Source organism: Streptomyces yunnanensis, from assembly GCF_029011865.1.
Lineage (GTDB): Bacteria > Actinomycetota > Actinomycetes > Streptomycetales > Streptomycetaceae > Streptomyces > Streptomyces yunnanensis.
Window position 1 is genome coordinate 567203 of sequence record NZ_CP095749.1, and the last position, 13031, is coordinate 580233.

Below are 13031 nucleotides of genomic sequence, written 5' to 3' on the forward strand. Positions count from 1 at the left end.
CCTCACCCGGCCGGAACGTTCCGTACCGGCGCTCCCCCACCGACTCACGACCGGGCGGACGCCTCCACGGCCGCCGGCTCCTCGGCGACTGGCGCGGTGGCCGCCCTGCCCGGCAGGAACCAGCCCGAGACCAGGACAGCGACGGCCGCCGCGAACACCCACCACGAGGCGCCCCGGAAGGACTGCACCTGCGTACTGCTGGCGTCCGCCTGACTCTGGAGCAGGAGCGCGACGACGGCGGTACCGAGGGACGCACCAAGCTGGTTGATGATGTAGAGCGCCGAAGTGCCTTGGGCGATGGCGTCCTGGGGCAGCGTCCGGTAGAGCGAGCCCATGGTGGGTGCACCGATAAAGCCCAGTCCGACACCGGCAGCGAAGGCGCACAGGCCCAGGAGGATTTCGCTGGTGCGGTCGTCTGCCTGGGTGTGGACGAGCGCGCCGAGGGCGACGATGAGGCCGCCGAGGGGGGCCAGTCGTCGGGCGCCGACCGTGTCGCCGAGGCGGCCGGCGATGGGCATGGCCAGGAAGGAGCCGATGCCGAGCGGGGCGACAAGGAGACCTGCCGCGAGGACTTCGTGCCCACGGACTCGCTGTTGGTAAAGCGGCACCAGGAAAAGCATCGAGAAGAGCATGATTCCGGTGAGACCCATGACGGTGACGCTGGCGCTGAAGCTGCGACTGCGGAACAGACTCAGCCGGATGATGGCCTTCACCCCGACCCGGACCGCGTGGGCAACGTAGGCAGCCAGCAGCACCGCCCCCAGAACGAGGGCGCCGATCACGGGCGCGGCGCCGAATCCGGCGTCGCCGGCGGCCTGCGACAACGCGAAGGCGAGGATGGCGAAGGCCGGGCCCAGCAGCGCCAGCCCGATGATGTCGAGTCGGGGAGCGGCGGAGCGTTCCCGTGAGGACGGGTCGGCCGGTACCACCCGCAGGGACAGCAGGATTGCCGCCAGTCCGATCGGCAGGTTGATCAGGAACATCCAGCGCCAGCCCAGGCCCTGGACGAGGACGCCGCCCAGGATCGGCCCCAGGACGGGCCCGAGTGGGATGACGACGCCCATCAGGCCCATGACCCGGGCGACTCGGCTCGGTCCGGCGACCTTGGCGAGCACGGTGAGCATGATCGGGTCGAGCACCCCTCCGCCGAAGCCCTGGATGACACGAAAGGCGATCAGGCTCTCGATGTCCCAGGAGACGCCGGAGGCCAGCGACCCCAGGACGAAGAGCGAGAGCCCGATCAACCACATCTTCTTGCTGCCGAACCGTTCCACCGCCCATGCGGTGAACGGGATGGCGACACCGACGGCCAGGAGATAGCCCGTGGCGACCCATCCGACGGTGTTGAGGGTGGCGCCGAAGTGATGGGCCATCGTGCCGATGCCGACGTTCACGATCGTGCTGTCGAGGAGGCCCATGAGCCCGCCCAGCAGCAGCACGCCGATCAGTCGTAACAGCCCCGGCTCCAGACGATCTCCATGCGCTTGCGTCATGTGCCTCTCCGGTCGCACTGAGGGAAGGACGAGCGAGACTGAACTCGACAGTTCAATCTAATGTCCAGTCGAGTAATCCCGCAATCGGCCACCCGAGCACGAGGGATGAGGTCAGGGCGCCACAACTCGGCGCATTGTGCACATTGTTGGCGCCGTCTGATTCGCCGGTCGGGACGCAGGATCGATCAGGCGCGCGCCGAGGGCTACAGCCCCTCCGGAGGCCGTGACACCGCCGTCGTCGGCGACCGGCGGCGCCCCGCGTTCACGCGAGGAGGTGACTGGTGTGGGAGAGGCGACGGGCCGTGGCCAGGAGGGACTGGACCTGGGGGCCGGCCTGCTCGATGCGGGTCACGGGAGTGGTGAACGACAGGCGGACGTCGCGGTGGGAACGGGGGTATTCGAGGCGGAGGGTGATGCCGTAACGGTCCATGGCCACCGGAAGGGCACGCAGCACGCCGGTTTCGGGGACGGGACAGACGAGGCGGAGCAGGAGCGGAACGAATTCGCCGTGTGCGTCGACGAGGTGGGTCAGCATCTCGGCCTCGTCCTTCGCCAACGGGTCGAGCTCGGCCGCCTCCAGCTCCTGGAGCGTGACGTAGGCACGCCCTGCCGCGTCCTCCAGGACCGCCTGGCCGAACTCCAGGCAAGTACTGCTCTCGGAAGCGGAGTTGTACGGGGCGGCCAGGAGTCCGGCCACCGCGACCCGGGCGCGCAGCCGGTCACGGACGGGGGTGGGGGCGATGTCGGTGAGCTCCAGACGGACCGGGACGCGCCCCGCCGAAGGGGCGTCGACGCGTTCGCACGGGGCATGCAGGTGGAAGAGACCCGTCGCCCCGACCCCGTCGAGACGGTGGACTTCACTGCGCAACCCGTCGCTCACCACGGTCATGGAGTGGGCGACGGTCAGGATCGAGCGGACGCGCTCGGCAGCGGTCGGTGTGATGGCACGGGCACGGGATGAGCGCATCCGACTTCTCCAGACCAAGCAAGAGGGAACTTAGGTTTGCCTAACCTAACCTACTTGGATCTGGCGTGCGAGCGCCCCCGACCGCCCCGCGCCGTCCGGATGTCACCGGATCGGATGCCCCGCCGGCGGACCGGATTCCGGCACCGGTGCCCGCACCTTCCGGGTGCGCCCCGAGAGCCGCGGGCGGGGTGGTCGACCTTCGCGGGATCAGACCGCCCGGGCCTCGACGATCGAGGACGGGGACGGCGCCGGCACGATGCGGTCGAGAGGGAACCCGGAGCGGGTGCGCAGGCCCTCGAATTCGGCGGTGGTCCGTTCGCGGCCCTTGAGGACCATCAGGATGACGATGTCCAGAGGGATGGCCGGATGCGCGGTACCGTCAGCGATCCATCGAGCGCAAGGCCAGCCGTCCCAGGATCTCCCCGCCGTCCGCGGGAACGACCGCCCACTGGGCACCGCGCTCCTCCCGCCATTGGCGGTGGGCGGCTGCGATCCATTCCTCGGCCTCGGCGCGCGAGGTCATGCGACGCAGGGACCAGTACTGGATCGTCGTGTCCTCGAAGGCGCGGTGCAGCGCCACGGCATCGTCCCCTGCCCAAGGCCGCAACAGCAGCCCGCCGTCGGAGGTCAGCAGCGTGGGTTGGCGCGCACCGGAGGACAGGCTCCCCGCCGGTATGCAGGGCTCGGTCGACAGGCTCATGGCCACATGATCGCCCTGCGGTGAGCCCCGCGCCAAGGCCCTGCGGTCGGCGGCGCTCGCGTGAAGAAGCGCGGATCCCGTCCCTGACCTGGGGCAAGGTCAGGGACGGGACGGTGTGCGGGCGCCGGCCGTGGACGGCGCCCGACAGACTGCGCCGGCTCAGGACAGCATGTGGACCTTGTACTGCATGAACCGGTAGTTCCGCGAGTCGTACCACTGGCTGACGACGATGTGGAAGTTGCCGAACGTCGAACCGGGCACGACGAATCCCCCGTACGGACTGGCGACGAGGTTGCCCACCTCCTGGCCCGGAGCGCCGGGCAGGATCATCGTCTGCTCCAACGTCTTGGTCAGGTCCGACGTCGGGAGCGGGAAGACCATCGCCCGGATCGACAGCGGGTTCATGTTCAGCCAGGTGAGGACGTACTTGCCGTCCATGGCGCGGAAGCAGATCTCGCCCCACTTGCGGACGCCGAAGACCGTCGTCGGAGGTGCGCCCCACCGCCAGTCACCGTCGGCGTAGCCCCACGGCTCGTAGGCGTCCGGGTTGCCGAGGTCTTCCTTGCGCACCCGGTGCAGCAGCATGCCCGAGTCCACCTCGCGGTTGAAGACAGTGGACAGGACGTAGCAGTAGCCGTCACCGGCCACGGCGTAGGTCTTCTGCTGGAACTGGCCGCCGTGCAGGTCGCCCGGCCACTGGCACAGGTACTCCCAGGTCTCGCCGTTGTCGGTGGAGCGCCAGAAGTCCGTGTGGTGGGTGTCGTAGATGACACCGCGCATGAGGTGCATGTACATGACGCCATCGACGACGAACACATCGGAGGGGATCGCCGTCGTGGCCTTGTCGCCGACCGGGTTGTGCGGCTCGTCGACCAGGCTGTTGGCGTGCCCACCGCCGACGCTGCCGTCGATGCGCAGGTTGTTCAGGTCCGCGCTGCCTGAGCGCAGGCCGACCGGGGCGCGCCAGTCGTCGGCGGGCTCGCCCGGCTGCGGTACGTGGTCGCCGTTGAAGGTGTCGCCGCCGACGAACAGCATGGTGCCGTTCGGGCACAGCACGGGGATGCCGAGGTCGGTCCACGGCGAGGCGAACGGACCGGTCTCGGCCGGCCCGCTCAGGTTCTTCACCTTGTACGCGATCGTCGGGCTGGACGGGTCGTTCGGCCCGCCGGCCCGCGCGATCCCGGTACCCGAACCGATGACCCCCGCCCCCACGGCCGCGCCGAGACCGATCTTGAGGAGCTTGCGGCGGGAGTGCCCGCCGGCCGTCGCGTCCTGCTCGTCCGATGGACGTGTCATTGTGTCGATGCCTTTCCGAGCCGACTCATGTGTACAAGGAGGTGCCGACGGGCGCGCGGCGACGTCCGCCGCCGCTCAGGACGCGTTGCGCGGGGCGGGGTTCACCGCGGTGCGCACGTTCGACAGACAGGCCCCGGTGAACGTCCGCACAGACATCGCGCGGACACCTCCGCCTGACCCTTCCCATGTGCCACCTTCTTTACGTCCCCCCGTGCGCCGGTCCCTGGTGAGGAGACGACGACGCGCGGAAATCTGCCTGCACCGAACGGCGTCGACGCTAGCCACGGCCGATGAAATGGCGATGACACGACGATGACCCGGCTGGTCGGGATGCCTGGGCCCGCGCCCGGTCGGCGACCGCCCGGCCGGATGGCGTCGTCACGCACGCCGGCCGTCACCGACACCCGGGTCGCAACGCCGAGTTCACCGCACATAACGCTGCATGGCGGCCGCCTACGACGGGCTGACCACCGGCAACCAACCGGGAGCTCGCCTACAACGACGCCTGCTCCTCGCCCACCCCCGAGCAGAAAGTCGGCTCCCCGGCGGACCTCAACACCGAGTTGCTGCTCGCCACGCCGCACGCGGCCTGACGCACGTCCCGCGCGTTCGGCCGATCGCGAACACCGGTGTCGCGCCGCCGGGCAGTTGGCAGAGTGTCGGCCATGAAGATCACCAAGTTCGGTCACGCCTGCGTACGGCTGGAGAAGAACGGCCGTGCGGTCGTCATCGACCCGGGCGTGATGACCCCTGAGCCCGATGCCTCGGCAGGGGCCGAGGCCGTCTTCATCACGCACCAGCACTTCGACCACTTCGACCCCGAACGCCTGCGAGGATCCCGGGCACCCGTCTACACCTGCGCCGGAGTCGCCGAGCAGCTGGGCGAGTTCGGCGAACGCGTGCACGTGGTCCGCGGCGGCGACCACTTCTCCGTCGCCGGCTTCGAGGTGTCGGTCGCCGGCGACAAGCATCACCACAGCCACCCGGACGCGCCGCCGGTCGACAACGTCGGATTCCTGGTCGACGGGGAGGTCTTCCACCCGGGCGACGCCCTGACGGTGGTCGACGCGCCCACGCTCCTGTTGCCCGGCCAGGCACCGTGGCTGACGGTGCCCGCCATGATCGAGTACCTGCGCCGGATGGCACCGCGTCGCGCGTACGCCATCCACGACGGCCTGCTCAACGAGTGGGGTCTGAAGGTCCTGGACGACGTCCTGGCCAGGGAAGCCGGGCGGACAGGCGCCGATGTCCGGCGGCTCCGCCCCGGCGAGAGCGTCGAGCTCTAGGGTCTGTCCGATGGGTCGGGGTCGGACCCGGCCATGACCCATCGGACAGACCCCGGGGCCGCCGCCCGCGGAGAGGTTGTACGGGCGGCGGCGTGCCCTACTGCGTCTGGGCCTGGGGAAGGGGCCGGGACAGCGGTTTCCGTCCCCAGGCGGAGATCAACGGTGCCGTCGTGGTGTCCAGGCTCCCGGACGCGATGTTCGCCAGATGCTCCTCGATCTCCTCGGCCGTGGCCAACCCGCCCTCGATCAGCCGATCCCGGATCTGCCGCACGGTCGCGGCCTCCAGCGCACTGCCGGTCGGAGACGTGATCGGGAAGTACGCATCGGCCTCGACATCGACCAACCCCGCCGTACGCAGCAGCCTGGGCAGCGTACGGCCGAAGTCGAGCTGCGCGCCCCGCTCCGCGAGCAGCGCGCGAAACCCGCGCCGGATCCGGTTCGCCAGCTCCTGCTCGCGCCCGTACTCATCGGGGCAGGCCAGCGGTTGCAGCGCCGGATCGGCATCCTCAAGCAGCAGCCACCCGCCGGGCCGCAGCGCCCGCACCATGGCCCGCAACGCGGCCTCGCGCCGCGGCACATGCACCAGGACGAGCCGCGCGTGCACCAGGTCGAACGGGCCCTCCGGCGGCTCGTCGGCGCCCACGTCGTGCCGCACCACCTCGTACGGCGCGCCGGCCTGCGGCATCCACGACGTATCGAGATCGGTGGCCAGTACCCGGCCCTTCTCCCCGACTCGCTCGGCCAGCCACCCGGGCACACTCGGGCCGCCCGCCCCGACCTCCCAGCAACTCCAGCCCTCGGCAACCCCCAGCGCGCCCAGCCGTCGGAACGTCACCGGGTCGAACAACCGGGACAGCGCCGCGAATCGCTCCCCGGCCTCGGCCTGTCGGTTGTCGAGCAGATATCCCTTGTCCCGTTGCCGGGCAGCTTCTTCGTCCGTCACCACCCGAAAGTAGCAGGCACGCTCCGGGCCGGTACGCCGATCGAACAGCCTCCGCCGCTCCGGCCATCGCCGCCACCACCATCGCCTTCGCCTGCCTGCCTGTTGGATCCGGTGGTGTGCCCCGTTCGCAGGCCGGCGCTCGCGCAACCGTCAGTCCCGCCCGCCCGGCCACGCGGGCAGCGTGACGCGGACGAGGAGCCCACCGGTCGGCTGTGCCCGGGCCGTCACGGTGCCGTGATGGCCGTGCGCGAGGGAGCGGACGAGCGCCAGGCCCAGGCCGTGCCCGCTGCGGTCGCTGGCCACGCGGGGACGCGCCCGGTAGAAGGGCTCGAACAGGCGGTCCACCACGTCCGGGGCGACCGGCGGCCCGGTGTTGGCGACCTCCAGGACGACCTCGTCGTCGTGCGCGGCGACCCGCACCCGCACGGTGCCACCGGGCACGTTGTGGGTGCGGGCGTTGTCGACGAGATTCACCACGAGTTGGCGCAGCAGCGTCGCGCTGCCACGGACGGTGCAGGCCGCGGCGGTGTCGGTGGCGAGGGCGAGCGAGACGCCGGCGGCCTGCGCCGGTCGGTCGGCGCGCGCGGCGTCGACGGTCTGTGCGGCGAGCTCGGCCAGGTCGACCGGTTCGGTGTCGTGGATCGCCTGGCCCGCCACCGCGAGCCGGAGCAGCTCCTGCACCACGCGGATGTTGCGCTCATTGGTCTCCCGCAGCATCGGCACCAGCTCGGCGATCTCCTCCTTCGACGGGTCGGCCGCCGCCATCTGCAGGATCGCCCGTGTCGTGGCGAGCGGGGTGAGCAACTCGTGCGAGGCGTTCGCGGCGAACCGTTGATGGGCGGCGAAGGACTCCTCCAGGCGGGCCAGGGTGGTGTCGAAGGTGTCGGCCAGCTGCTTCAACTCGTCTGCCGGGCCTTGGGCGTTGATCCGGTACGACAGATCCCCCTCGCCGGCCTTGGCCGCGGCCCGATTGATGGTGTGCAGGGGCGCGAGCAGCCGCCGTGACAGGACCCATCCCGCGCCGAGGCCGACGACCAGGACAACGAGCACCCCGCTGACGGAGACCAGGAGGACCGTCGACCAGACGTCCTCCTTGTTGCGGATCAGCCCGGACGCGTCGATCCGCCGGCCCTCCCGCAGGGACTTGGATGGTTGGGCGTCGGGGGTCGGCCGGATCGCGCCGGGTGCCGTGGAAGACGGGGACGGCACCTCGACGGGCGTGGTGAGGTCGTAGGTGGGCAGATACCGGATGCCGACGTAGATGATGGCGACCATCAGTGCCGAGCAGACCGCCAGCGCCCCGCCGAAGCCGAGGAAGAGCCTGGCATGGATGCTGAGCGTGCGCGTCCGGCCGCGGCCGCGGCGGAATCTCATGCGGTCCCCAGGTAGTAGCCCGCGCTGATCGCGGTGTGTACGAGCCGGGGTTCGCCGAGCTTCTTACGCAGGGTGTGCACCACGAGGCGTACCGCGTTGGTGAGCGGGTCGGTGTGAGCGTCCCACGCCTTGTCCAACAGGTGGTCGGTGCTGAGCACCCCACCGTCGGCGCGCATCAGCAACTCCAGGACGGCCAGTTCCTTGGGCGTGAGGCGGATCTCGACGCCGGCGCGCGTCACACGACGGCGATGGGTGTCGAAGCTGAGGTCGGCGAAGGTCAGGACGGGTGGGTGTGCCATGGGGCTGCGCCGGTACAACGCCCGCAGACGGGCGACCAGTTCGGGAAAGTCGAAGGGCTTGGCCAGATAGTCGTCCGCGCCCAGGCCGAGGCCCTCCACCTTGTCGCCCAGTCTGCCCGCGGCCGTGAGCATCAGGATGCGGCAGTCCAGGCCCGTGGCGACGATGCGGCGACACACCTCGTCGCCGTGGACCCCGGGCAGATCGCGGTCGAGCACCACCGCGTCGTAGTCGTAGACGGCGACCCGTTGCAGGGCGGTGCCGCCGTCGTGCACGACGTCGACGGCGATGGACTCGCGGCGCAGCCCGAGCTCCAGGACGCGCGCCAGGTACTGCTCGTCCTCGACCACCAAAACCCGCATATGCGCCGGCCCTTTCCACGGTTTCTGAGAATTCCATGAGAATGGCGGTAGGTATCGAGCGAGATTCCTTGCCTTTCCCGGTGTCTCTGTCACGTCTATCAGACGCCGCATTTGAATCGTATATGAGGGCTCGTGCGCTGCGGATTTCCGCAAACACGGCTCACAACCGGCGCTCCCTAGCCTTCTGGGCATGAATCTCTTCAAACGGGCGTGGTGGCGGCTGACCGGCCGTCCGGGCACGACATTGATGCTGGTCGGCTTGTTCTTCGTGATCTGCACTCTGGTGCTGTCCGGATTTCTGATCCAGTCGGCGGCGGCCCGCGCGGCCGACGGCGCCAAAAAGAGTGTGGGGGCCGTGGCCACCATGCAGCTCGATGTGAACGCCCTGATCAATTCGGGCAAGAACAACGGCACCGATCCCGAGGGGCAACGGGGCGGGACCATCGGTTCGCGCGGTGATCTGCGTCGCTCGCTGGTCAACAGGATCTGCGCGTCGTCCGTGGTGCGCCAGTGCAACTACACGACGGACAGCGGTGCATTCCCCACCGGGTCCACCGAGCTCTACCAACCGGTCCCGGCACCGCGCGGCCAGGACTCGCGCGGCACGGATCTGTTCAAGGTGGACGGCATACGCGATCTGAACGCCGTCGCGGCCTTCCGCAACGGCGATGCCACATTGGTGGCCGGACACGGAATCGGCCCGCACAGCAAACGCGACGAGATCGTCATCGAGGAACGTCTGGCCAAGCGGAACGGCCTCAAGGTCGGCGACACGGCCAAACTCAGGGTGGGCGAGTTGCCGGCACCCGGCCAGCAGGCCGATGACCGGGAATACGCGTTCAAGGTCGTCGGCATCTACCGGAGCGGCACCGCGGACACCGGCACCTACGTTCCCGCGATGATGGACCCCGCCAACCAGATCTACGCCACGCCGGACGGCGCGAGCACGCTCCTCGGCAAGGGCACGGGGGCGGACGGCGTGCTCAAGCAGGCCACCTTCACCCTCGACGACCCCAAGGACCTGGACCGCCTCAAGAAGGACGCCGAGGCCGCAGGCGCCGATCTGGAGATCTTCCCGCTGTCGATCAACGACAAGCAGTATCAGACCCTCGTCGGTCCCATCACCAAGACCGCCGACTTCGCCACCGTCACGGTATGGCTGGTCGCGGTCGCCGGCACCGTCATCCTCGCCCTGATCGTCGCCTCCAACCTGCGCGAGCGCCGCGGCGAGTTGGGCATCCTGCTCTCGCTCGGCGAGAAGAAACCCAAGCTGCTCGGCCAACACCTGATCGAGGTGGTCGCCTGCGCGGTACTCGCGATCGGCCTCGCCGGCGTGTGCAGCCAGTTCCTCTCCCAGGCCGTCGGCGACCGGCTCCTCGCGAGCGAGGTCTCAACCGCCAACCAGGCAGCCGCGAACGAGGCCGGTCGGCGCGACCCCAGCGACCCCACCGGCATGGCCAAGAAGGACCAGCCCGAAGCCAAGCCCATCGACGCGATGGACGTCCGGCTCGGCTCCGCAGACATCGCCAAGGTCGGCATCACCGGACTGGGCATCGCGGCCCTGGCCACCTGCGTCCCGGGCGCCCGCGTACTGCGTCTGAACCCGCGCGACATCCTCACGAAGGGCGACTGACGTGACCACTCCGCTCCTCGAACTCATCGATCTGACCCGCACCTACAGCGGCGGCAACCGTCGCCGCACCGTCCTCAAGTCCGTTTCGTACGCCTTCGAGCCCGGCCGCATGTACGCGATCGTGGGCCCCTCGGGATCCGGCAAGACGACCCTGCTGTCCCTGGCCAGCGGCCTGGACTCGCCCACCACCGGCAGTGTCCGCTTCCACGGCCGCGACATCGCGGAGCTGGGGCTGGGCACCTATCGCAACCGGCACGCGGCCACCGTGTTCCAGTCCCTGAACCTGCTCACCTACATGAACGCCGTCCAGAACGTCACCTCCGCCATGGAGATCACCGGCGTGCGGGGGGTGCGCAGGAGGGAACGCGCCCACGAACTGCTCGATCTGCTCGGCATCGAACCGGCCGACCGCACCCGGCGCACCCTGCAGCTCTCCGGCGGCCAGCAGCAGCGGGTCGCCATCGCCCGCGCGCTGGCCTGCGAGGTCGACATCCTCTTCGCGGACGAGCCGACCGGCAGCCTGGATCACGAGACGGCCGCCGGAATCGTCGAGGTCTTCCGGAAACTGGCCCACGACGACGGCAAATGCGTGATCGTGGTGACCCACTCCAAGGAGGTCGCGAACGCCTGCGACGAGGTCCTGCATCTCAAACGGGGCAAGCTGGTGCCGCAGGACTGAAGCGCCGCGCCGGCCGGCGCGCAGGCGTTGGGGTGGCCGGGGCCCGGGCCTAGTAGCGGCGTCGGGACCCGGCCCACCGGTCTCAGAGTGCCGCTCCCGGGCCACCGCCGGGCCGGGCGCTCTCACTGGGCCTGCCCGGCCTTCCCGGCCGCTCGGGCTTGCCGTGCGCCGGCAGGATCGTGAAGTCGTGCTGCTCGTGGTGGGAGTCGCCGCAGGAGCCGTCCTTTGGCGGCCTCGTCGGTCCCGGTGGTCCCGGCGGTCGGCTCCCCGGCCTCGGACGATTCGCCCGGCCCGGCCGCCCCTTCCTGGCGGGCCGACTCGCCGTCGCTCCCCGAACTGCCGCCCGTCTGGGCCTCGTTGTGGTGTGCCGACGCATTCGGCGTTTCCGTGGCGGACCCGCCCGATGGGCCAGCCCTACAGCCCGGCTCACCGACAGCGTCTCCGAGTGGATTCAGGGTTTGCGAGAATGATCGCATGCAAGACATCTACGGCTTTCCCGACATACACGATGTACCCCCGGTGCTGCGGGACATCCTCGCGAAAGACAAGGCCGAGAGGGCGGTGCAGGTCCTGACTCCCGAGGAGGCCACGGCGTTCGCCAACTGGACGCGCGTTTCCGCCGAGGCCGAGACGCGCTGGCTGGCCGAGCTGTCCGGCGACGACGGCCTCCTCGGCTTCGAACCGCCGGCTCTCCCCGACAGTGCCTGGATCCTGCACGCCATGTACGAGGACCTGCGGCACCCGGCCACACCGTCCAACACAGAATCCGCGGCCGGCACGGCAGGCACCGGTGACGAGGACGACGAAGACGAAACGGACTGGGCCGTCCCTCCAAAGCCCCACTGGCAGCGCCTGCGCTGGTCCGAGCTGGCCGAACGGGTCGGCGACCCGATCGTCGAGGAAGGCTCCTACCCCGACCGCTACCAGCTGTACTCATGCCGCACTGGGACGGGGAGGAAGCCGGACAACATCCTGTGGTCGAACGAGGGCAGCCTCGACTGGGAAACCTGGCACCAGCTGATCGACGCGCTGGTCGAGTACAGCCCGGACGGCCCGGATACCCGCTGTCTGGTCCACTTCTGCCGGAACATGTTCTATTACCACGTCCCCACGGTGCTCACCGGCCGCCTGGGTGACGCCCACGACCTCTACCACCATCCCGACCTGAGGGCCTACAGCCCTTCCAACATCTGGCCTGTGGACCGGACTTGGGTCACCTACACCCACTACGACCTCCACGGCACCAAGGTCGCAGGCCCCACCCCGTTGATCGAAGCCCTCCTCGACGCCCCCGGACTCGAAGCCCTCCGCCTCCCCTGGAAACCCTGATCTGCCCGAACGCCGACCCGCCGGACACGCCTGAGGAGGCTCCCGCCATGCCCGAACCGGATCGTGACCCGCGCCTGCAGGCCCTGCTCGACCAGCTCCGACCGGGCCCCGTGCGAAGGGTGCGGGTCATCGGGTTCGACGCGGCGGGCGTGCTGGTGAAGCTCGTGGACGTCGCGCAGGAGCGTGCCGAGTGCGGTCGGATCTCTCGCCACGAAGTGTCGATGCGCCACGTGGCGAACCCGTCCGAGCTCTTCGAGGTCGGCCAGGAGATCGACGCCGAGGAGATCGGGCGGTGGGGCGGGGGGCGAGCTCCACCTCTCCGCCAAGGCATGCGAGATACCGGCCCTGCGGTCCTTCCTCCTCGCGAAGGAACCAGGCCAGGTCGTCGCCGGGACGGTCGCGGGGGTTCACGGCTTCGGGGTCTTCGTCCACCTCGATGGCGAGCCCGACGGCCTGTGCACCGGCTTCATCCGGGTGCCGGACCTGACGTGGTCGCGGATCGACCATCCCTCGGAGGTCGTCGAAGCGAGCCAACGGATCACCGCTGAAGTGATCACGGCCGAGACACGTTCGGGACAGGTGACGCTCGCGATGAAGGGCCGACTCGTCAGCGGCTGAAGGGCCGACTCGTCGGCGAGAGCGAGCCGCCGACGACGGCGCGAGTGCACGAGC

13 protein-coding genes are annotated in these 13031 nt (G+C 69.8%); 5 read left to right on the top strand and 8 right to left on the bottom strand.

The window, feature by feature from the left end:
* Positions 1-44: 44 nt before the first annotated feature.
* The 5 genes from MOV08_RS02550 to MOV08_RS02570 form a co-directional block, all read right to left on the bottom strand.
* Entirely contained in the window at positions 45-1493 is a 1449-nt protein-coding gene (locus MOV08_RS02550) for a DHA2 family efflux MFS transporter permease subunit (RefSeq protein WP_275305989.1), read from the bottom strand.
* A gap of 262 nt (positions 1494-1755) precedes the next feature.
* Positions 1756-2460, bottom strand: coding sequence for a DUF2470 domain-containing protein (locus MOV08_RS02555; protein ID WP_275305990.1), 705 nt, complete (start codon positions 2458-2460; stop codon positions 1756-1758).
* A gap of 207 nt (positions 2461-2667) precedes the next feature.
* The gene (locus MOV08_RS02560) at positions 2668-2796 is read right to left on the bottom strand and encodes a hypothetical protein (protein ID WP_275305992.1); all 129 of its coding nucleotides are present in this window, start codon (positions 2794-2796) and stop codon (positions 2668-2670) included.
* Positions 2797-2839: 43 nt separating this feature from the next.
* Positions 2840-3160, bottom strand: a complete 321-nt coding sequence (locus tag MOV08_RS02565; RefSeq protein ID WP_275305993.1) for a GNAT family N-acetyltransferase — start codon at positions 3158-3160, stop codon at positions 2840-2842.
* A 159-nt stretch (positions 3161-3319) separates the two neighbouring features.
* Positions 3320-4456, bottom strand: a complete 1137-nt coding sequence (locus MOV08_RS02570; RefSeq protein WP_039629145.1) for a DUF4185 domain-containing protein — start codon at positions 4454-4456, stop codon at positions 3320-3322.
* Between the two features lie 665 nt (positions 4457-5121).
* Here MOV08_RS02570 and MOV08_RS02575 point away from each other — a divergent pair.
* Positions 5122-5742 carry an MBL fold metallo-hydrolase gene (locus MOV08_RS02575; RefSeq protein WP_275305994.1) on the top strand — a complete coding sequence of 207 codons (621 nt, stop codon included), beginning with the start codon at positions 5122-5124 and terminating at the stop codon, positions 5740-5742.
* A 97-nt stretch (positions 5743-5839) separates the two neighbouring features.
* Here the strand turns inward: MOV08_RS02575 and MOV08_RS02580 are convergent, their stop codons facing one another.
* From MOV08_RS02580 to MOV08_RS02590, 3 genes are all read right to left on the bottom strand, one after another.
* The gene (locus MOV08_RS02580; protein ID WP_275305995.1) at positions 5840-6685 is read right to left on the bottom strand and encodes a methyltransferase domain-containing protein; all 846 of its coding nucleotides are present in this window, start codon (positions 6683-6685) and stop codon (positions 5840-5842) included.
* A 150-nt stretch (positions 6686-6835) separates the two neighbouring features.
* Positions 6836-8059: a sensor histidine kinase gene (locus tag MOV08_RS02585; protein WP_275305996.1), complete on the bottom strand. Its 1224-nt coding sequence runs from the start codon at positions 8057-8059 to the stop codon at positions 6836-6838.
* A complete protein-coding gene (locus MOV08_RS02590; RefSeq protein ID WP_275305998.1) occupies positions 8056-8718 on the bottom strand; it encodes a response regulator transcription factor in 663 nt (220 codons plus the stop codon). Before MOV08_RS02590 ends, MOV08_RS02585 begins: the two co-directional genes overlap by 4 nt.
* A gap of 190 nt (positions 8719-8908) precedes the next feature.
* Here MOV08_RS02590 and MOV08_RS02595 point away from each other — a divergent pair, with 190 nt between their 5' ends.
* The 4 genes from MOV08_RS02595 to MOV08_RS02610 all read left to right on the top strand — a co-directional run bounded on the left by MOV08_RS02595 (position 8909) and on the right by MOV08_RS02610 (position 12977).
* Positions 8909-10351 (top strand): ABC transporter permease, encoded by a 1443-nt coding sequence (locus MOV08_RS02595; RefSeq protein ID WP_275305999.1) that lies wholly within the window; start codon positions 8909-8911, stop codon positions 10349-10351.
* A gap of 1 nt (position 10352) precedes the next feature.
* Entirely contained in the window at positions 10353-11030 is a 678-nt protein-coding gene (locus MOV08_RS02600) for an ABC transporter ATP-binding protein (RefSeq protein WP_275306000.1), read from the top strand.
* Between the two features lie 474 nt (positions 11031-11504).
* Complete coding sequence (locus MOV08_RS02605) at positions 11505-12359, top strand: hypothetical protein (protein ID WP_275306001.1); 855 nt, start codon at positions 11505-11507, stop codon at positions 12357-12359.
* A 183-nt stretch (positions 12360-12542) separates the two neighbouring features.
* Positions 12543-12977, top strand: a complete 435-nt coding sequence (locus MOV08_RS02610) for a S1 RNA-binding domain-containing protein (RefSeq protein WP_275306002.1) — start codon at positions 12543-12545, stop codon at positions 12975-12977.
* The last annotated feature ends 54 nt before the right edge of the window (positions 12978-13031 follow it).